The 17,123-nt window shown below is 64.9% G+C and carries 18 protein-coding genes and 2 tRNA genes; 9 read left to right on the top strand and 11 right to left on the bottom strand.

Features of this window, described 5'->3' with window-relative positions; translation table 11 throughout:
- Window positions 1–12: 12 nt before the first annotated feature.
- Window positions 13–951 (bottom strand): complex I NDUFA9 subunit family protein, encoded by a 939-nt coding sequence (locus tag E4A53_RS13290; RefSeq protein ID WP_136163596.1) that lies wholly within the window; start codon window positions 949–951, stop codon window positions 13–15.
- A gap of 102 nt (window positions 952–1,053) precedes the next feature.
- Between E4A53_RS13290 and E4A53_RS13285 the strand changes: the two genes are divergently transcribed.
- Window positions 1,054–1,140, top strand: a tRNA-Leu gene (locus E4A53_RS13285).
- A 162-nt stretch (window positions 1,141–1,302) separates the two neighbouring features.
- Window positions 1,303–2,535, top strand: coding sequence for a tyrosine-type recombinase/integrase (locus E4A53_RS13280; RefSeq protein WP_168694393.1), 1,233 nt, complete (start codon window positions 1,303–1,305; stop codon window positions 2,533–2,535).
- Window positions 2,536–2,545: 10 nt separating this feature from the next.
- On the opposite strand, the gene E4A53_RS14805 is transcribed toward E4A53_RS13280, so the two are convergent.
- Window positions 2,546–2,767: a hypothetical protein gene (locus E4A53_RS14805; protein WP_206366327.1), complete on the bottom strand. Its 222-nt coding sequence runs from the start codon at window positions 2,765–2,767 to the stop codon at window positions 2,546–2,548.
- Window positions 2,768–3,128: 361 nt separating this feature from the next.
- Here E4A53_RS14805 and E4A53_RS13270 point away from each other — a divergent pair, with 361 nt between their 5' ends.
- The 3 genes from E4A53_RS13270 to E4A53_RS13260 all read left to right on the top strand — a co-directional run bounded on the left by E4A53_RS13270 (window position 3,129) and on the right by E4A53_RS13260 (window position 5,614).
- Window positions 3,129–3,707 carry a hypothetical protein gene (locus E4A53_RS13270; RefSeq protein ID WP_136163594.1) on the top strand — a complete coding sequence of 193 codons (579 nt, stop codon included), beginning with the start codon at window positions 3,129–3,131 and terminating at the stop codon, window positions 3,705–3,707.
- An 11-nt stretch (window positions 3,708–3,718) separates the two neighbouring features.
- The gene (locus E4A53_RS13265; RefSeq protein WP_136163593.1) at window positions 3,719–4,657 is read left to right on the top strand and encodes a nucleotidyl transferase AbiEii/AbiGii toxin family protein; all 939 of its coding nucleotides are present in this window, start codon (window positions 3,719–3,721) and stop codon (window positions 4,655–4,657) included.
- 645 nt (window positions 4,658–5,302) lie between these two features.
- A complete protein-coding gene (locus tag E4A53_RS13260) occupies window positions 5,303–5,614 on the top strand; it encodes an Arm DNA-binding domain-containing protein (protein WP_168694392.1) in 312 nt (103 codons plus the stop codon).
- Between the two features lie 726 nt (window positions 5,615–6,340).
- Here E4A53_RS13260 and E4A53_RS13255 read toward each other — a convergent pair.
- A complete protein-coding gene (locus E4A53_RS13255) occupies window positions 6,341–7,021 on the bottom strand; it encodes a DsbA family oxidoreductase (RefSeq protein WP_136163591.1) in 681 nt (226 codons plus the stop codon).
- Window positions 7,022–7,269: 248 nt separating this feature from the next.
- Between E4A53_RS13255 and E4A53_RS13250 the strand changes: the two genes are divergently transcribed.
- The gene (locus E4A53_RS13250; RefSeq protein ID WP_338054999.1) at window positions 7,270–8,517 is read left to right on the top strand and encodes an FAD-dependent oxidoreductase; all 1,248 of its coding nucleotides are present in this window, start codon (window positions 7,270–7,272) and stop codon (window positions 8,515–8,517) included.
- A gap of 153 nt (window positions 8,518–8,670) precedes the next feature.
- Here E4A53_RS13250 and E4A53_RS15030 read toward each other — a convergent pair whose 3' ends face one another.
- From E4A53_RS15030 to E4A53_RS13215, 8 genes are all read right to left on the bottom strand, one after another.
- Window positions 8,671–8,853, bottom strand: a complete 183-nt coding sequence (locus tag E4A53_RS15030; RefSeq protein WP_275401809.1) for a DUF5996 family protein — start codon at window positions 8,851–8,853, stop codon at window positions 8,671–8,673.
- On the bottom strand, window positions 8,837–9,679 hold the full coding sequence (gene ygiD / locus E4A53_RS13245; RefSeq protein WP_136163590.1) for a 4,5-DOPA-extradiol-dioxygenase: 843 nt from the start codon (window positions 9,677–9,679) through the stop codon (window positions 8,837–8,839). The genes E4A53_RS15030 and ygiD overlap by 17 nt, the downstream gene beginning before the upstream one ends.
- A 790-nt stretch (window positions 9,680–10,469) precedes the next feature.
- Window positions 10,470–10,540 (bottom strand) — tRNA-Gly (locus E4A53_RS13240).
- Window positions 10,541–10,751: 211 nt separating this feature from the next.
- On the bottom strand, window positions 10,752–11,939 hold the full coding sequence (locus E4A53_RS13235; RefSeq protein ID WP_136163589.1) for an acetyl-CoA C-acyltransferase: 1,188 nt from the start codon (window positions 11,937–11,939) through the stop codon (window positions 10,752–10,754).
- A 77-nt stretch (window positions 11,940–12,016) separates the two neighbouring features.
- Window positions 12,017–12,346 carry a cupredoxin domain-containing protein gene (locus E4A53_RS13230; RefSeq protein WP_239018304.1) on the bottom strand — a complete coding sequence of 110 codons (330 nt, stop codon included), beginning with the start codon at window positions 12,344–12,346 and terminating at the stop codon, window positions 12,017–12,019.
- Window positions 12,347–12,348: 2 nt separating this feature from the next.
- A complete protein-coding gene (locus E4A53_RS13225; protein ID WP_136163588.1) occupies window positions 12,349–12,870 on the bottom strand; it encodes a DUF4142 domain-containing protein in 522 nt (173 codons plus the stop codon).
- A gap of 64 nt (window positions 12,871–12,934) precedes the next feature.
- A complete protein-coding gene (locus tag E4A53_RS13220) occupies window positions 12,935–13,627 on the bottom strand; it encodes an RNA polymerase sigma factor (protein ID WP_136163587.1) in 693 nt (230 codons plus the stop codon).
- Window positions 13,628–13,684: 57 nt separating this feature from the next.
- Window positions 13,685–14,035 (bottom strand): VanZ family protein, encoded by a 351-nt coding sequence (locus E4A53_RS13215; RefSeq protein ID WP_136163586.1) that lies wholly within the window; start codon window positions 14,033–14,035, stop codon window positions 13,685–13,687.
- A gap of 80 nt (window positions 14,036–14,115) precedes the next feature.
- Between E4A53_RS13215 and recO the strand changes: the two genes are divergently transcribed.
- Genes recO through E4A53_RS13200 form a run of 3 tightly spaced genes read left to right on the top strand, consistent with a single transcriptional unit; the run spans window position 14,116 to window position 17,013 of the window.
- The gene (gene recO / locus E4A53_RS13210; RefSeq protein ID WP_136163585.1) at window positions 14,116–14,847 is read left to right on the top strand and encodes a DNA repair protein RecO; all 732 of its coding nucleotides are present in this window, start codon (window positions 14,116–14,118) and stop codon (window positions 14,845–14,847) included.
- Window positions 14,848–14,866: 19 nt separating this feature from the next.
- Window positions 14,867–15,913: a 3-isopropylmalate dehydrogenase gene (leuB, locus tag E4A53_RS13205; protein WP_136163584.1), complete on the top strand. Its 1,047-nt coding sequence runs from the start codon at window positions 14,867–14,869 to the stop codon at window positions 15,911–15,913.
- Window positions 15,910–17,013: a glycosyltransferase family 2 protein gene (locus E4A53_RS13200; RefSeq protein ID WP_136163583.1), complete on the top strand. Its 1,104-nt coding sequence runs from the start codon at window positions 15,910–15,912 to the stop codon at window positions 17,011–17,013. The genes leuB and E4A53_RS13200 overlap by 4 nt, the downstream gene beginning before the upstream one ends.
- Window positions 17,014–17,123 lie beyond the last annotated feature (110 nt).

The following is a 17,123-nucleotide window of genomic DNA, read 5'->3' as shown; positions in this document are numbered from 1 at the left end:
CGGCGGGGGCGTTCAGGCCGGCATATTGTTCAGCGCGAACCGGCCACGGCGGCGATATTGGACCAGCCAGTCCGGCGCAACCGCCGCCATCGGCGTCGGCGTGATGCCGAGCAGAGGCAGGCCGTCCGGCTCTGCCCCGACGACATAGTCCTGCTGCAGCATCAGCCACTGGTCGTGGGTCATCGGCGCGCCGGGCGCCCAGCCGCCGAGCCGTGTCGCCAGCCCCACCAGTCCGCCGGGCATTGCGACCAGCGGCGGGTCGCGGTCGATCCAATCGGCGATGCGCGCGTAGAGCGCCCGCATCTCTATGACCTCCGGCCCGCCGAGCGCCAGCGTCTGCCCCGCGGCATCGCTTCCGCTGAGCGCGGCGACGATCGCGTCGGCGATGTCGACCGCGAAGACCGGTTGCAGACGGGTGGCGCCGGCGATGACCGGCACCACCGGCAGCATGCGTATCAGTGCGGCGATGCGGTTGGTCAGCCCGTCCTCCCGCCCGAACGCCGTCGATGGGCGCAGGATCGTCGCTCCGGGAAAGGCGGCGCGCACCCGCGTCTCGCCCTCGCCCTTGCTGCGGCCGTAGCGCGAAGCGGCGGACGGGCCGGCACCCAGTGCCGAGATGTGCACGAGCGCCCCGACGCCCGCCGCCCGCGCCGCCGCCGCGACGTTTGCCGCGCCATCGGCATGGACGGCGTTGAAATCCCCCTTGAGGACGCCGACCAGGTTGACCACCGCGTCCGCACCGGCGACGGCACGCGCCACGCTATCCGCATGGCGCAGATCGGCTGCGACGAACTGGGTCTGGCCCAGCCCGCCGAGCGGCTTCAGATACCAGGCCCGGCGCGGGTCGCGCTGGGCGATCCGCACCCTCGCGCCGGCGCGCAGCAGCGCCTGCGCCGTATAGCGACCGATGAACCCGCCTCCGCCGAAAAGCGTGACCAGCCTGTCCTTCATCCTGCCGGAAACTCCCTGAAGTGCACTCCACGCCCCTTGCCCCATGCTCACGTCGGTTGACAAGCGCCGACCGCCCCCGCTAAGCGCGCCAGCCTACCCCGTGCCCAGATGGCGGAATTGGTAGACGCACCAGCTTCAGGTGCTGGCGGGGGTTACCCCGTGGAGGTTCGAGTCCTCTTCTGGGCACCATTTGTTCTTCCGAGGACATCCGAGAACGTCCAAAAAACGGCTGATTTCAGCCGTTTTTTGTGCTATGACCGTCCGGTCAAATCCGGGCCGATCCGGCACCAATCGGGAACAAATATGGTATCCTGCATGGTATCGAGGGCCCCTTATGGACGGGCCGATACCATGGGAAAACTCTTCGCGACGACCGTCACGAGCGCCAAGCCGAAGGAGCGCGAATACAAGCTCACCGACGGCGCCGGCCTCTATCTCCTCGTCAAGCCGAACGGCCGCAAGCTCTGGCGGCTGAACTATGCCTATCTCGGCAAGCAGCGCACGCTCTCCTTCGGCGCTTGGCCCGACGTCGGTCTTGCCGACGCGCGCGAGCGGCGCGACGAAGCGCGCAAAATGATCGCGGCCGGCCTCGATCCGTCGCATGAAGCCAAGCTCGCAGCCGCGCGCGAGAAGCTGTCCGAAGAGAACAGCTTCAAGCTGGTCGCCGAAGAATGGATCGCCAAGAACGAGCGCGAGAAGATGGCCGAGGTCACGCTGAGCAAGGTCCGCTGGCTGCTCGCCAAAGCCTACCCGAAGCTCGGCAACCGCCCAATCGCGAAGATCACCGCGCAGGAAGTGCTTGCCGTCCTCCGCTCGGTCGAAGCCACCGGCCGCTATGAAAGCGCGCGCAGGATGCGCAGCGTGCTGAGCCGGATCTTCCGCTATGCCATCGCCACGACGCGGGCCGAGCACGACCCGGCGCGAGACCTCCGCGGCGCGCTCACCGTCCCGAAGGTGAAGCACCTTGCGGCGATCACCACGGAGAAAGGTGCGGGCGAGCTTATGCGGGCGATCGAAGGCTATAGCGGCCACGCGATCACGCTTTATGCGCTCACGCTCTCCGCGCATCTCTTCGTCCGGCCCGGCGAGCTGCGCCAGGCCGAGTGGAGCGAGTTCGACTTCGAGCGCGGCATCTGGGCTATTCCGGCGGAGAAAATGAAGATGCGCCGCCCGCACCGGGTTCCGCTTTCCACGCAGGTGGTCGGGCTGTTCGAGGAACTGCACGCGTTGACCGGCACCGGGCGCTACTGCTTCCCGTCGTTCCGGTCGCCGCGGCGACCCATGTCGGAGAACACCGTCAACGCCGCACTTCGCGTGCTCGGCTTCAAACAGGACGAGATGACGGCGCACGGCTTCCGCGCGATGGCCGCGACGCTCCTGAACGAGTCGGGGCTGTTCAACCCGGATGCGATCGAGCGCCAACTCGCGCACATGGAGAACAATGGCGTGCGCCGGGCCTACACGCGCGGCGAGTATTGGGACGAGCGGGTGCGGATGATGCAGCACTGGTCCGATCACCTCGACCACTTACGCGACGGGGCGAAGGTCCTGAAGCCGAACTTCGCCGCGCGACGCACCGTCTAGGCCCGGTCCTTCACCCTCCGGGATAGGTCCACAACGTCACCTCGGCCATAGATTCCAGGACCGAGCCGGCGCCGCTGCCAAGCCTGTCGTGTTCCTCGATCTTTCGCTCGGCCCAGACCAGCCAGTCCGCGGCTTCCATCCCCGCGACCGGGGGCGAGTCCGGCGGCAGCCCGTCTCGCAGTGCCGCCAGGAACGCCCGGGCGAGCCCGGCCTCGTGCCAGGCGGAGGCCAACTCCAGCAGGCGCCGGAAGCGCGCGGCATGCGCTTTAAAACGCGCGTGCCGTTTGCAGGGCGCGAGCCCACCACAGCAGGTCGTCGAGCATCGTGGAAGCGGCGTCAGCCAGGTAGGGGAAGTCCTGCATCAATCGGTAGCTTCGCCACTCCCGCGCGCAACGCACTGGGCTGGCATCGGCATGAACGGCATTCTTGGCCGATGACTAAGCCAATGATCCGCCAGTCGGCGCAGAGTAGGCCGGTCCCTTTGGATAGGGGGCTGTAGCGCGATCTCTGCCTAAATAACGATGCATGAATTCTTAATGAGAATCGTTGCATGACATGCCCGAAGCGCTTATTTGGGGAGCAGGAGATTTGACATGTCGGCCCTCAGTGAGCTCAAGCGCCACCTGCGCCCTGGACAGGTTTACCGTCGCAAGGATCTTGCGCGCTGGTCCAACGCTGTCGATCGTCATGTCCGACAACTGGTGGACGAAGGGCGCCTCGAAAAGGTTTCGGCCGGTGTCTACATGGCGCCGCGTCAAACCAGGTTCGGGGCGGCACCGGCCAAGCCCGAAAAGCTCGTCGAGACATTCCTCGGCGACGACCGTTTCCTGATGGTCTCGCCAAATGCGTTCAACGGGCTCGAGGTCGGTACGACGCAGCTCTACAACGAGCCGGTCGTGTATAATCGCAAGCGGCACGGGAAGTTCACCCTAGACGGGCGTGTCTATGATTTTCGGATGCGGCCGTCGGTACCCAAGCGGCTATCCAAGGAAGTCCTGCTGGTCGATCTGCTGCACAATCTCGATCGGCTGCCGGAAGACAAATCGGCAGTGCTTCCGCGCGCGCTCGAGCGGGCGAAAGAAATGGACCGTTCGCGTCTTGCCAAGGCGGTCCAGGATTTTGGCTCCGCGCGGGCTGAACGCTTGCTCGCGCCTGTTCTCGAACGGGCTTGAAGGCGCACGAGGTGCTGCTGCACGATCATCAGGATTTCGACGATCTCCTTGCAGTCGTCTCACGCGAGCAGGCGATCGATCCGGGTTTGGTCGAGAAGGATTATTGGATCATGCACGCCCTCTGGGGCTTGCAGCAGTTGGGCTTCCGCTTTGAACTCAAGGGCGGAACGTCGCTCTCGAAAGGGCATGGTCTCATCCATCGCTTTTCCGAGGACATAGACATCCTGATTCACCCCGACCTGGACGATCTGCCAACCGGCAAGAACCAGAATAAGCCTGCCCATATAGAGACACGCCGTACGTTCTATGATGGCCTGCCGGCCAAGATCATGATCCCCGGCTTCGGTGAGGTCGAGCGCGACGAAGCATTCGATGACCGGCGCATGCGCAGTGCAGGCATCCGCTTACATTATAATCCCCGCAACCCGCTACCGGAGGGCGTCAAGGATGGGATTTTGTTGGAGGCTGGTTTCGATCAGGTGGCACCCAATCGGCCATGCCGGATCAGTTCGTGGGCCTATGACAAGGCGGCGGCGAGCGGTCTCGTCGACCTGACCGATAATCGGGCTCTCGACGTGCCCTGCTACGAACCCGGCTACACACTGGTCGAGAAGCTTCAGACAATCTCGACGAGATTCCGACGGCATCTTGAGGATGGCAGCATGCCGCAGAACTTCCTCCGCCACTATTATGACGTCTACTGCCTCCTCGGCGATCCCGGTGTTCAGGCGTTCATCGGCACCGAAGCCTATGTCGCTCATAAGGACGCGCGCTTCCCGGCTGCAGATAACAAAGTGATCGCCGAAAATCCCGCATTCGATCTTTTGGACCAGACCACACGGGATCGCTTCGCCCGCGCCTATGCCGCCACGTCTGCGCTCTATTATCGCGGGCAGCCCAGCCTCGACGCTATCCTTGGTCGAATCCAAGAGTGTGCCGATCGCCTGTGATTGTGTTGCCGCGGTCACAAGTTTGTCCGAAATTTATATGCATTTTTTGGACAAGTTGTAGCGGGGAAACGCCTCTGGCCATCCCAGTATTTGCGGAACACAATTTCAGATTTTCAAGAATGACTTCGTCTGCGGTCGCCGTACATTGAGCCGCGTACAGGCCGCAGCATTCACTGTATTACGCCTGCGCAACGGTAAGGACGAATCGCGATCGGGAAGCCCTCCTACAAAGTCCAAAAGGACTCGAACCGCTGGGAAGAAAAGTCCCAGGGTATCGAAGAGGGTATCGCCTCGTCACAGCTCCAAAAAAATGGCAGTTTTCTGCGTCGCAACGGGCCGTTTTCGAGTCCTCTTCTGACCATTTACTCGTCCCCCGACATAGCTAAATAACTCGCCAAAACGGCGGAAAACTGCTAGTTTTCAGCATATTTCGTCGCGGAGTGCGTCTCGATGTGTCTGGGCAATTCACCGATTCTGTGTACCTCTCCGTGTCCATATTCGTGGCTGAGGCTGTGGTTATGTACACACGCATTTAGCGAGGACGCACAGCCATGGCGTTGAACGATCCCGCCATCCGCGCATTGCAGCCCCAAAGCCGGGCCTTCATGGTTGTCGACGAGAAGGGCCTTTACCTCTGAAGTCGCAGTGAGCGGATCGAAGCTTTGGGTTTGGCGTTATCGCTATCGTTTCGCAGGCAAGCCGAGAAATCTTGCCCTTGGCCCCTATCCAGAGGTTTCACTCAAGGAAGCTCGGCAACGCCGCGACGAAGCCCGCGCCTGCTTGCGAGATGGCGTCGATCCCGGCGTCGAACGCAAACGAGCCAAGCTCATTGCCGAATTAAGCGCCGCCAACACGTTTGGGACCGTCGCGGAAGAGTATATCGAGCAAAGCTGGTCAAGGGGGAGTAAAGCCTCCGTCACGATCGACAAGAACAAGTTCTTCCTTCGTCACTTTTGAAATGGACGTATGTTTCCGCCCCGGAGTGACTCAAAAACAAGATCTTTTTATGCTATCTTGCCCGGCATAGTTCGAGCTGGTCCGCGCAATCCCTGCAAAGACATACCGTCTCGGGCCGTCAAGCATCATTGCCTTTTGCCATGTAGTTATCGCCTCCGCCTTGGGCCGAACCATTCGAATCCCTGTTGATCCGGGGGCAAGCGAAGAAACTGACGCTCCAATAAGGCGAATTCTGAGGCAATGGTACCGTCGCGCGCCAGGAGTTTCGGGTTCGGCCTCCCGGGCGATGTTGGCACCTCCCTGGTCCTTGATATGGCTGAGAGCCTGGCCACGGCGGGCTTGGCATGCGTACCCTGCCGACAGGGGCGCGCGTTCCAGGACATTGTTTTACCGCGCTTTCCGGGTCGTCAAGCGCCTCCGCCTGACCGAAGCTGCTCCAGCCGAGATCGGGCCGATTGCGCCGGCGGCCTCGCCTATGTCCGAAGGGCTGGAGCGGGTGAAAGGGATCGGACGTCGTCATCCCTGTCCGCAGCATGCGTTTAACGAAAGATTCCGTCTTAAGGCCGGTCTCGTGGCTAGCCCGACCTCAGGTTATGGCGGTTTTGCGCCCCGATGTTGGTCATCAAGCAGTATAGATGCTGATCCCAAACCGGTCGTTCGCATTGGCAGTCGGCGACGCCCGACGGTGATCGTTAGCTGTCATGGAACGGCATCAATAAATTGAGATCAGGTGCCCGCCGTCGCCCGTGCCTGCTCATCATGAAGCTTGGCGGAAATGCCGCGAAGCTGACGCACGAACTCCTCGGGTGGCTGGCCGCCGGAGATAAGGTATCGGTCGTCAACCACCACCGCGGGCACACTGTTGATGCCGCGCTGGCGCCAAAACACCTCCTCGGCACGAACCTGATTGGCGTATTGATCCGAGGCGAGGACTTCACGCGCTTCGGCGCCGTCCAGCTCGGCCGCCTCCGCCGCGGCGGCGAGTGCGTCGCGATCGCCGGGATCCTGTTGGTTGGTGAAATAGAGCGTGAACAGCTGCTGCTTGATCTCGAGTTGGCGGCCCTTCTCGCCGGCCCATGCGATGAGCCTGTGCGCGTCGAACGTATTGTAGGCGCGGCTCGCGTCGGACGTGTTCATCGTGAAGCCGATCTCAGCGGCTCGGTCCCTGATCCGCGCGCGGTTCTCGCGTACCTGATCGGGCGACATGCCGTACTTCGCGGCGATATGCTCAAGCCCGTTCTCGCCGCCTGCCGGCATGTCTGGGTTGAGCTCAAACGGATGGAAGGCGATGTCTGCCTCGATCTCATCCTTGAGGCTGTTGAGCGCTTTCTCCAAGCCGCCCAGTCCAATGACGCACCAAGGACAGGCGATGTCGGAGACGAAGTCAATCTTGAGTTTCCGGGGCATGGTCTAGAGCCTTTGGTCGAGCAGAACTTGCTGTTTTGAAGTTAGCGTTGCCGTGCCTGTTCGCAAGGCCTCCTGCCAACAGCACTCAGTTTGGCACGAGTGGTGGAAACCAACCTCTGGCAGCACGTTGCCTCATAGCCCACAGGAATGGTCAAGCGACCGATACAGGCGGACCGAAATCAATCCGCGCTATCGCGGCTAGGCTCCCTTCGTGGACTAAGGGCAAGCGCAAGCCTAAACTAATCCTCGTGGCAAACAGTGATGCCCTTCCGGTTATTGTCGTTGGCGGTGGTCCAGCCGGAATGGTCGCGGCCTTCCTGTTTGCACGTGCGGGCGTGCGGACGATCGTGTTGGAAAAACATGCCGATTTCCTGCGCGATTTTCGGGGCGACACGGTCCATCCCTCAACGCTCGACCTCTTTGGCGAACTGGGTCTCCTGGAGGCACTGCTCGCGCGCAGACATGACAAAGTACAGTCGATCGGAGCGGTCATTGGCGGCCGTGTTTACCAGATCGCCGACTTTCGTCGTTTGCCGGGGCGGGCACGATTTATCGCCATGATGCCCCAATGGCATTTCCTCGATTTTGTGGCCGAACGAGCGCGTCTCCTGCCGGCTTTTTCCCTGCGAATGGGGGCAGAGATTGTCGGCTTGATAGTTGGATCACAGCGGGTCGAAGGCGTGCGGCTTGCGAATGGCGAGATGATCCGGGCTTCTCTCGTGATCGCCGCTGACGGACGGAGCTCCATCCTGCGGAATGCAGCCGGGCTGCCCCGTCAGGATCTGGGAGCGCCCATCGATGTTCTGTGGTTTCGGGTGCCCAAGGAGAGGACGCCGGACAATCGAACGCAGGGCTATATCGACCGTGGCGAGATGATCGTCACGATCGATCGTGGCGATTATTTCCAATGTGCCCGCGTGATCGAAAAGGGCGCGGCCCGAACAATACAGGCTGCCGGGGTCGAGCGCTTCCGGGCTGATGTCGCAGCGGCGGTCCCAGCTCTTGCAAGCGATATCGGGGCAATCACCACATGGGATGATGTGAAGCTTCTGGCCGTGTCGCTTGATCGATTGTCGCGCTGGCATCGCCCCGGATTGCTGGCCATCGGCGATGCCGCGCATGCCATGTCCCCGGTCGGCGGCGTTGGCATCAATTTGGCGATCCAGGATGCTGTTGCTGCGGCCAACATCCTGGCTGCACCCCTTTCCAAGGGGGTGAATCCAGATCCGCTGCTGGGGGGCGTGCAGCGTCGGCGGCTGTTCCCCGTCAAGGTGATCCAGGCCATCCAGCGCGTGGTCCACCGCAGCGTCATCGGTGCAGCGATGCGCAACCAGGCACCGCGCGCGCCCGCCATCCTGCGCCTTCTTCAGATTGTTCCGTCATTGCAGGGCCTACCCGCACGGCTACTGGGCCTCGGCATCCGCCGCGAACATATCCGGTCGCCTGACGCCGCCCAGCAAAAGGCCAGTCTGGGCGGCAGCCCGTCGAGCCGTTGAAGGCACCGGGTAACCGAAAGCGTAACGTCGCAATTGCCGAACTCGTCAACATTACGATCATTCGATCGCTGGATGACGATGCCTGAAAGCGGCCGTTCGAGCATCGACTATCACAATGGGCGTCTCAGGCATAAGCAACGTTCTGAAATATCTTTACCGCCTGAGTATTTCGCTGCCGGTGGTCAGTCCCTGCGGCGTCGCGTAGAGCGTCGCGTGCCAGCTATGGTTCAGCCGGGGCGTGTACGACAGACGGTATTTGCCGACGATCTGCGTCCAGAGATGAAGCGCGGTGCAGGTGCTCCGCCGTCCCGCACTGGTGCTAGATGTTAGTCTGATCCGGCGGCACGTCTGCCGGAAGCGTCGCCGCGTCGTAGCCCTCCCGGCGGCCGATCGTCTCGCACGATACCCCGTAGCAGGTCATCGACAGCGACCCGAGCGAGTAGCCCCTTACCAGCGCCTCCGCACCATTCGGCGCGGCTGCGGCGATGCCGGCGGTGTAAAGCAGCGGCACGAAGTGATCGGGTGCCGGCACAGCCGCGGCGAAGTCAGGATGATCGGCAAGCGACGCGATATCACCGGGCCGATGGATCATCAGGTCGGCGGCCGCATCGTCGAAGCGTTGCGCCCATGCCTCGCCGGTGTCGCCGGCATGCCAATCGATCCGGCGGAGATTGTGCACGACGTTGCCGCTCGACAGCACCAAGATGCCGCGATCGCGCAGCGCGTTGAGCTTGGCGCCGAGTTCGACATGATAGTCCATCGGCTTCAACGCGTTGATCGAGAGCTGCACGACCGGCACGTCGGCATCGGGAAAGATGTGCGCCAGCACGCTCCAAGTGCCGTGGTCGAGGCCCCATTGATCGCGATCCAGCCCGACCCAATCGGGCTTGGCGACATCGACGACCTCTGCCGCGAGTTCGGGCAGGCCGGGGGCGGGGTATTGGAAGTCGAACAAGGACTGCGGGAAGCCGTAGAAGTCATGGATGGTGCGCGGCTTCGCCATTGCTGTGACTGCGGTCGATCCGATGAACCAGTGCGCCGACACGACCAGTACGCCGCGGGGCTTGCCGATCACCTGACCCATTCGTTTCCACGCGTCGGTGAAGCCATTGTCCTCAAGCGTATTCATCGGGCTGCCGTGGCCGATGAACAGGGCGGGCATCCGCTGCGTGCTGGTGTCGTTCATGCTGTGTGCGTCCTTACCCAATTGGCGACCCGGTCCATCCGTCCTTGCAGGAACGCCCGACTGCTCTCCGCGATGCCGCCGTCCGGATCCAGCAGCGCGTCGGTCTACTGGATGAACGCCTCAGGCTCTCTCCTACAACCTTGCACTTGATGATGGTGTATCATCGATCCGCTCGGCGTCCTTATTCCTTTGGCTACGATCGATTGATCGCTTTCAGCGGCTCAGGCTGCGGAACGCTTTACGCCGTCATTCCGGAGAGGACGGTGATCGAGAGGGCTGCAGCCTTTCTCAAAATCTGTTCCCGATTGCCGTTTCCCGAAACGCATGCCCAGAGATGGAAAAACGGGAATACCAAGCAGCCATTCGCGTGGCCGGTTTCCAGACATCACAGAAAGTAGCGGATTGTCTTCGAGGCTGCCGGCTGACTATTTCATGATATGCGGACGACTGCTTCTGTCGGACTTGGACGTTCCGGCCGGATGACGTAACGTCGTAATCTGGTCGGTTCCGGTAGCTGACACCGACGCATCCGAATGTCGGCTATGCCGCCGTTCCGGTTTGTCCGACACTGTAGACTAAGACATTGGTTCGATAGAACGGCAGCTTCACGTATTTCTTGCCTGGCACCGGACAGGCAGGAGATCGGCACACTTTCTGCCGTCAGGAATGTTTGATTCCGTTTCTTGCTACCGCACGCTCGCCAGTGTCGATAAATTGCATTTAACACTTTGCGAGATAACAATAATTCAGCGACCAGTGTCGGGAGAGCGGGTGAAGGGAATCGAACCCTCGTCGTAAGCTTGGGAAGCTTCTGCTCTACCATTGAGCTACACCCGCATTTCTGCCGTTCCTCAAGCTTCGCAAGACCGTCGTTCTGCAACGCGTTTTGCGGGAATTTGAAAAATGCGCTCCGCCAGTGCCATCATGATGCGCATCCGGTCAATATGGATTTTGCGGGTATATGCCATGCGTTCCGGGGGACACGCGACGTACCCGAGACCGCACTAGATATTTAGGTCTAAGGGCGATCGGAGTGGCTATGCCCGGATCAAGACATCAGTTCGATCGCCACCGCCGTTGCCTCGCCGCCGCCGATGCACAGCGAGGCGACGCCGCGCGTGCCGCCGCGTGCCTGGAGTGCGGCGAGCAGGGTGGCGAGGATACGGGCGCCGCTGGCGCCGATCGGGTGGCCGAGCGCGCAGGCGCCGCCGTTGACGTTGGTGATCGCGTGGTCGAGGCCCAGGTCGCGCATCGCGATCATCGCGACGACGGCGAATGCTTCGTTGACCTCGTACAGGTCGGCGTCGCCGGTCGCCCAGCCGGCCTTGTCCAGCGCCTTGCGGATCGCGAAGACCGGCGCGGTGGTGAAGCGGGCCGGGGCGTGGGCGTGGGCAGCCTGCGCCACGATGCGCGCGACCGGGGCGACGCCCAGCCGGTCGGCGACGCTCTGCCGGGTCAGCACCAGAGCAGCGGCGCCGTCGGAGATCGACGAGGCATTGGCGGCGGTGATCGTCCCGTCCTTTGCAAAGGCGGGTTTCAGCGTCGGGATCTTCGCCGGATCGGCCTTTTGCGGCTGTTCGTCCTGCGCGACCGTCGTCGTGCCCTTGCGGCCGGCGATGTCGACGGCCACGATTTCCCGGTCGAACGCGCCGGATTGCTGCGCCCGCTTCGCGCGTTCGAGCGAGGTGACGGCATATTCATCCTGCCCGGCGCGGGTGAACTGATATTCGGCGGCGGTTTCCTCGGCGAAGCTGCCCATCAGCCGGCCTGGCTCATAGGCGTCTTCCAGCCCGTCGAGATACATGTGGTCCATCGCCCGGTCATGGCCGATCCGCGCGCCGCCGCGATGCTTCATCAGCAGATAGGGCGCGTTGGTCATGCTCTCCATGCCGCCGACGACGAGCAGGTCGGCCGAGCCGGCGGCGAGGGCGTCGGCGCCGAGCATCGCCGCCATCATGCCGGAACCGCACATCTTGTTGACCGTCGCCGCCTCGACCGACTGCGGCAGGCCGGCCTTCAGCGCCGCCTGGCGCGCCGGGGCCTGGCCGAGGCCGGCGGGGAGGACGCAGCCCATGTAGATTCGCTCGACCAGTTCGCCCTTGACCCCGGCGCGCTCCACCGCTGCGCTGACCGCCGCCGCGCCGAGATCGGTGGCGCTGGCGCCGGACAGGCTGCCCTGGAACCCGCCCATCGGCGTGCGGGCGTAAGACAGGATGACAACGGGATCGGTGGCCATGGCGCGGTGCCTCTCAGGAGTGACGAGGGGTTATCTAAGGCGCGCGGCCACCGATTCCAAACATTTGACCCGCGCGGTCATTTCGCGACGCGCAGCACCCCCTTCATCCCCGGATGGAAGCGGCAGATGAACGGAATCGCCCCGGCCTTGGTCAGCACCGTGCGCCCGCGCGCCTTGGGTTGCAGGTCGACGTCGAAGCTCTTGTCGGCCGCCGTCGCCGTGTGGCGGACGAAGTCGTCGTTGACCCATACGATCGTATCGCCGACGCGCAGCCCGGCGGGCACCGGGCCGAACGCCATCGCCTTCATCGTCACCACATAGGTCTTGCCCGCCGCGAGCAGCGGTGCCGGCGCCGCGGCGAGCGCCGCCCCGGCGAGGGCGAGCAGCATCCGGTGTGTCGCCCGCATGATCAGCGGACCTCCATGGCGAGGTGCTCGGCATGGCCCTGATGCTCACTGAACAGCTTCAGCCCCGCCTCCAGCAGGCCCTTCAGCTCGGCGTTGCGAGCGCTGGGGATCAGCAGGCCGGACAGGGCGCTGTTGACCGTCTTGTGGAACGCGACCTCGTTGGCGACATAGGCCTTGTCGAACGCCGCGCCGCTCAGCGCCGCCTGCGCCTTCAGCTGCTTCGCCGCCTCCGCCGACAGCGCCTGGCTGGTCGCATTGTCCTCCGGCGTCACGCCCAGCTTCTTGACTAGCGCCAGCGCCTGTTCGTTCACCGCTTGGTGATCGCGCACCATTGTCTCGGCGAAGGCGCGGACCGCCGGGTTCTGTGCCTTGGCGAGCGCCTGCTTGCCCGCTTCGACGTCGATCGCGCCCGCCGTGTAGGCGATGTGGGCGATCTGCGGATCGGTCGGCGCGGCCGCCTGCGCCTGTGCCGCGACCGGCGCCGCCAAAGCCACAGCCGCCGCGAACCCGATTATCTTCATCATCGTGCCATCTCCATTGCCGGCGGGCGCCACGCCCGCCCCGTCTGCTTGGATGGCGACAGGCGGCTCAGGGTTCCCCGGTTCCGCCGCAAAACGCGCTGACCACCCGCTCGGTCATCGCTTCGCAGGCGAGGCCGGCGAACGGGAAGCTGCCGTGGAGGGCAGCGCGCAACTGCGGCCCCAGATCCTTCTGCAGGCGGCGGCGGGCGCGCAGGTGGCGGGTCTTGACCGTCGCCGGAAGAATGTCGAGCAGGCGGGCGGTCTCGTCGACGCTGACGCCCTCTATCTCGCGCAGGACGAAGACCAGGCGGAAATCGTCCGGCAGCCGGCCGATCGCCTGTTCGAGCAGCACGCGGATCTGCTGGTGGGCCAGTTCGGCATCCGGTTGCGGCCGGGCGCCGCCGGCCAGCTTCTCGCGATATTCGTCAAGCATGACCACCGAACCTTGCGCCAGCGCCGCTTCGCGCAGCTTTCGGCGCCGCCGTTCCAGCGCCTCGTTGATGACGATCCGGGTCAGCCAGGTGGACAGCGCCGAATCGCCGCGAAAACCGCCGATCGCGGCGAATGCCTTCAGATAGGCGTTCTGCAGCACATCCTCGCTGTCGCTGCGGTTCCTGAGGATACTGAACGCGACCCGGAACAGCCGCTGGTTGTTGCGGGTGGTGACGAGGCGGACGGCGGCCGGGTCGCGCGCGGCGACGCGCTCGGCCAGCGCCTGGTCGGACAGCTGCTGATAGTCGATACGCGGCTGGGCGCCCATGCTTCATCCCCCTTTGCCGCTATTGGACGGCAAAACCCGCGCAAGGTTCCCGCTCGTTCAGCCTTTCCAGCCCCGCGGCCGGATCAGCCGCAGCAGCAGGTGGGACAGCAGCAGCGCGACGGCGACGGCGATCATGTCGGCATACCAGTCATGCACGTCGGCGTCGCGGTGGATGGCGGGGATCGCCTGAACCAACTCGATCAGCCCGCCGAACGCGGCGAGCAGCGCCGCCGTCACCCACCAGCGCATACCGGGCCAACCCAATGTCGCGATCGTCGCCAGCGCGGCAAAGGCCAGCGCGTGCTGATATTTGTCGCCCGGCAGGATCTGCGGTGGCTGCGGCGCCCAGGCGAAATACAGCGTCACCGCAACGGCGAGCCAGAACAGGGTGCGGAACAGGATGGTCACGCCGCGCGCGATGGCGGAGGACGCCGGGCGATGCAAGCGCGGAACTGGTGCGGCGCGGCATGACGCCTTATGGCCGGGCCATGCGGATCGAGGCCCTGGCGATCATCTGCGCCGTGCGCGGGCATGGCGAACACGGCGCCGTCGTCCGCGCGCTGACCCCGGACGACGGGCTGCTCGCCGGCTATGTCCGGGGCGGGCGATCGCGCCGGCTGCGGCCGGTGCTGATGCCGGGCAACCTCGTCCATGCCGAATTCCGCGCCCGCACCGCCGAGCAACTGGCCGGGCTGACCGTCGAGCTGGCGCACAGCCGGGCGCCGCTGTTCGCCGAGCCGCTGCCCGCCGCAGCGATCGACTGGGCGTGTGGGCTGACCGCCGCCGCGCTGGCCGAGGGGCTGGCCCATCCCCGACTGTTCACCGCGCTCGACGGCGTGCTTGGCGCGGTCGAGGCGGCACCGGCGGCGCGCGGCTGGGCGGCCAGCCTGGCGCGTTACGAATTGCTGCTGCTCGCCGAACTGGGCTTCGGCCTTGATCTGCGCCGCTGCGCGGTGACCGGGGCGGAAAGCGATCTGGCCTATGTCAGCCCGCGCAGCGGCAAGGCGGTCGGGCGGGATGCGGGGGTCGGCCATGCCGCCCGGTTGTTCCGCCTGCCGCCCTTCCTGCGCGACGGCGGCGCGGCCGGATGGGACGAAGTGTTTGACGCGCTGGCGATCACCGGCCATTTCCTCGCCCGCGACATTCTGGTCGACCGCAAGGCGGAGGTGCTGGCGGCGCGGGCGCGGCTGATCGACCGGCTGCGGCGCGCCGCCGAATGACAGGGAAGGGGTTTCGAGCGTGCTGATCGCGTTGTTGCCGGGGGACGGAATCGGGCCGGAAGTGGTGGCGGAGGCGGTGCGCGTCCTCGAACGGGTGGCGCCCGACCTTGGCTATGAACAGGCGCCGGTCGGCGGTGCCGCCTACAAGGCCACTGGCCACCCGTTGCCGCCCGAAACGCTGGCGCTGGCCAAACGGGCCGACGCTATCCTGTTCGGCGCGGTCGGCGACCCGGCCTGCGACGCGCTGGAGCGGCACCTGCGGCCGGAGCAGGCGATCCTTGGCCTGCGCAAGGAACTGGGGCTGTTCGCCAACCTCCGCCCAGCGAAACTTTTTCCCGAACTGGCCGATGCCTCGGCACTTCGGCCGGAGATCGCGCGTTCGATCGACATGGTGATCGTCCGCGAACTGACTGGCGACGTCTATTTCGGCCAGCCGCGCGGCCGCCGTACCACTGACGGCGGCCGGCGCGAGGGTTTCGACACGATGCGCTATGACGAGGACGAGGTCGCGCGCATCGCCACCATCGCGTTCGAGACGGCGCGCGGGCGCAAGCGGCGGCTGTGCTCGGTCGACAAGGCCAACGTCCTCGAAACCTCGCAATTGTGGCGCGACGTGGTGATTGAGGTCGGCGCGCGCTACCCCGACGTCGCGCTGGAACATATGTATGTTGACAACGCCGCGATGCAGCTTGTCCGCGCGCCCGGCCATTTCGACGTGATCGTCACCGGCAACCTGTTCGGCGACATATTGTCCGATCAGGCGTCGATGTGCGCCGGGTCGATCGGCATGTTGCCGTCGGCGGCGCTGGGCGCGGGCGGCCCCGGCCTTTACGAGCCGATCCACGGTTCCGCGCCCGATATCGCCGGGCAGGGCAAGGCCAATCCGCTGGCGACGATCCTGTCGGCGGCGATGCTGCTGCGCCATTCGCTGGACCGCGCCACCGAGGCCGACCGGATCGAAGCGGCGGTGGCGGCGGCGCTGGCCGGCGGTGCGCGCTCCGCCGACCTGGGCGGCAACCATTCGACCCGTGAGATCGGCGACCGGGTGCTCGCTGCCCTGCCATGACCGGGCCGCTCGAACTGGCGATCGTGCTGCCGACCTTCAACGAGGTCGACAATGTCGCGACGGTGGTCGAGCGGATCGACAAGGCGCTGGCCGGGCGGGCGTGGGAAGCGATCTTCGTCGACGACGGCAGCCCGGACGGCACCGCTGCCCGCGTCCGCGAGATCGGCCGGAACGACCGGCGGGTCAGGGTGATCGAGCGGGTGGGCCGGCGTGGCCTGTCTTCCGCCTGCATCGAGGGGATGATGGCCACCTCCGCTCCGTGCATCGCGGTGATGGACGCCGATCTGCAGCATGATCCGGCGCTGCTCGCAACGATGCTCGACCGGCTGGCGGAGAAGCCGGCGCTGGAGCTGGTCGTCGCCTCGCGCTTCGTCCCCGGTGGCGGCACCGGCGACTGGGACCGTGACCGCGCCGCCAAGTCGGAACTGGCGACGCGGATCGCCCGGCTGGTGCTGCGCGCCGACCTCGCCGACCCGATGAGCGGGTTCTTCATGATCCGTGGCGACCGCTTCCGCCAGATCGCGCCGCGCCTGTCCGGCATCGGCTTCAAGATCCTGCTCGACCTGTTCACCACCGCCCGCCGGCCGCTGCGCTTCGAGGAGATGCCCTATCAGTTCCATGCCCGCGTGGCGGGGGAGAGCAAGCTCGATCATGTCGTCGCGCTCGAATTTCTGATCGCGCTTTACGACCGCAGCTTCGGCCGCGTCGTCCCGACCCGCTTCGCGATGTTCGGGACGATCGGCGCGATCGGCGTCGGCGTTCACATGGCGTTGCTGACCATCGCGTTTCGGGGCCTCGGCTTCGGCTTCGTCGCGGCGCAGACGATCGCCACGATGGGAGCGATGACGTTCAACTTCTTCCTCAACAACGCGCTCACCTACCGCGACCGGCGGCTGCACGGCGCGCGGGCGCTGCTCTGGGGCTGGGGCAGCTTCTGCCTGGTCTGCTCGGTCGGCGCGCTCGCCAATGTTGGCGTCGCCACCTTCCTGTTCGAGTTCCGCCACACGCTGTGGACGATGTCGGCGCTGGCCGGCGTGCTGGTCGGCGCGGTGTGGAATTTCGCGTTGTCGTCCCGCTTCACCTGGGGGCGGTATCGTTAGGACTCGTCGGCTTCAGGCGGAAACGGCACCGGCCCGCTCCCCCACCCGGCCTCCCAACGGCAGTATCATATGGGAGGCCGGGTGGGGGAGCGGGCCGGTGCCGCTTGAAC

The organism is Sphingomonas flavalba, assembly GCF_004796535.1.
In the GTDB taxonomy this organism is placed as follows: Bacteria; Pseudomonadota; Alphaproteobacteria; order Sphingomonadales; family Sphingomonadaceae; genus Sphingomonas_L; species Sphingomonas_L flavalba.
Note: the sequence above shows the minus strand (reverse complement) of the source record. Positions and strands in the feature narration are given on the sequence as shown.

Coding starts and splice junctions, on each gene's coding strand:
- E4A53_RS13290 (WP_136163596.1), bottom strand. CDS start 951: ATGAAGGACAGGCTGGTCACGCTTTTCGGCGGAGGCGGGTTCATCGGT.
- E4A53_RS13280 (WP_168694393.1), top strand. CDS start 1,303: ATGGGAAAACTCTTCGCGACGACCGTCACGAGCGCCAAGCCGAAGGAG.
- E4A53_RS13270 (WP_136163594.1), top strand. CDS start 3,129: ATGTCGGCCCTCAGTGAGCTCAAGCGCCACCTGCGCCCTGGACAGGTT.
- E4A53_RS13255 (WP_136163591.1), bottom strand. CDS start 7,021: ATGCCCCGGAAACTCAAGATTGACTTCGTCTCCGACATCGCCTGTCCT.
- ygiD (WP_136163590.1), bottom strand. CDS start 9,679: ATGCCCGCCCTGTTCATCGGCCACGGCAGCCCGATGAATACGCTTGAG.
- E4A53_RS13235 (WP_136163589.1), bottom strand. CDS start 11,939: ATGGCCACCGATCCCGTTGTCATCCTGTCTTACGCCCGCACGCCGATG.
- E4A53_RS13230 (WP_239018304.1), bottom strand. CDS start 12,346: ATGCGGGCGACACACCGGATGCTGCTCGCCCTCGCCGGGGCGGCGCTC.
- E4A53_RS13225 (WP_136163588.1), bottom strand. CDS start 12,870: ATGATGAAGATAATCGGGTTCGCGGCGGCTGTGGCTTTGGCGGCGCCG.
- E4A53_RS13220 (WP_136163587.1), bottom strand. CDS start 13,627: ATGGGCGCCCAGCCGCGTATCGACTATCAGCAGCTGTCCGACCAGGCG.
- recO (WP_136163585.1), top strand. CDS start 14,116: ATGCGGATCGAGGCCCTGGCGATCATCTGCGCCGTGCGCGGGCATGGC.
- E4A53_RS13200 (WP_136163583.1), top strand. CDS start 15,910: ATGACCGGGCCGCTCGAACTGGCGATCGTGCTGCCGACCTTCAACGAG.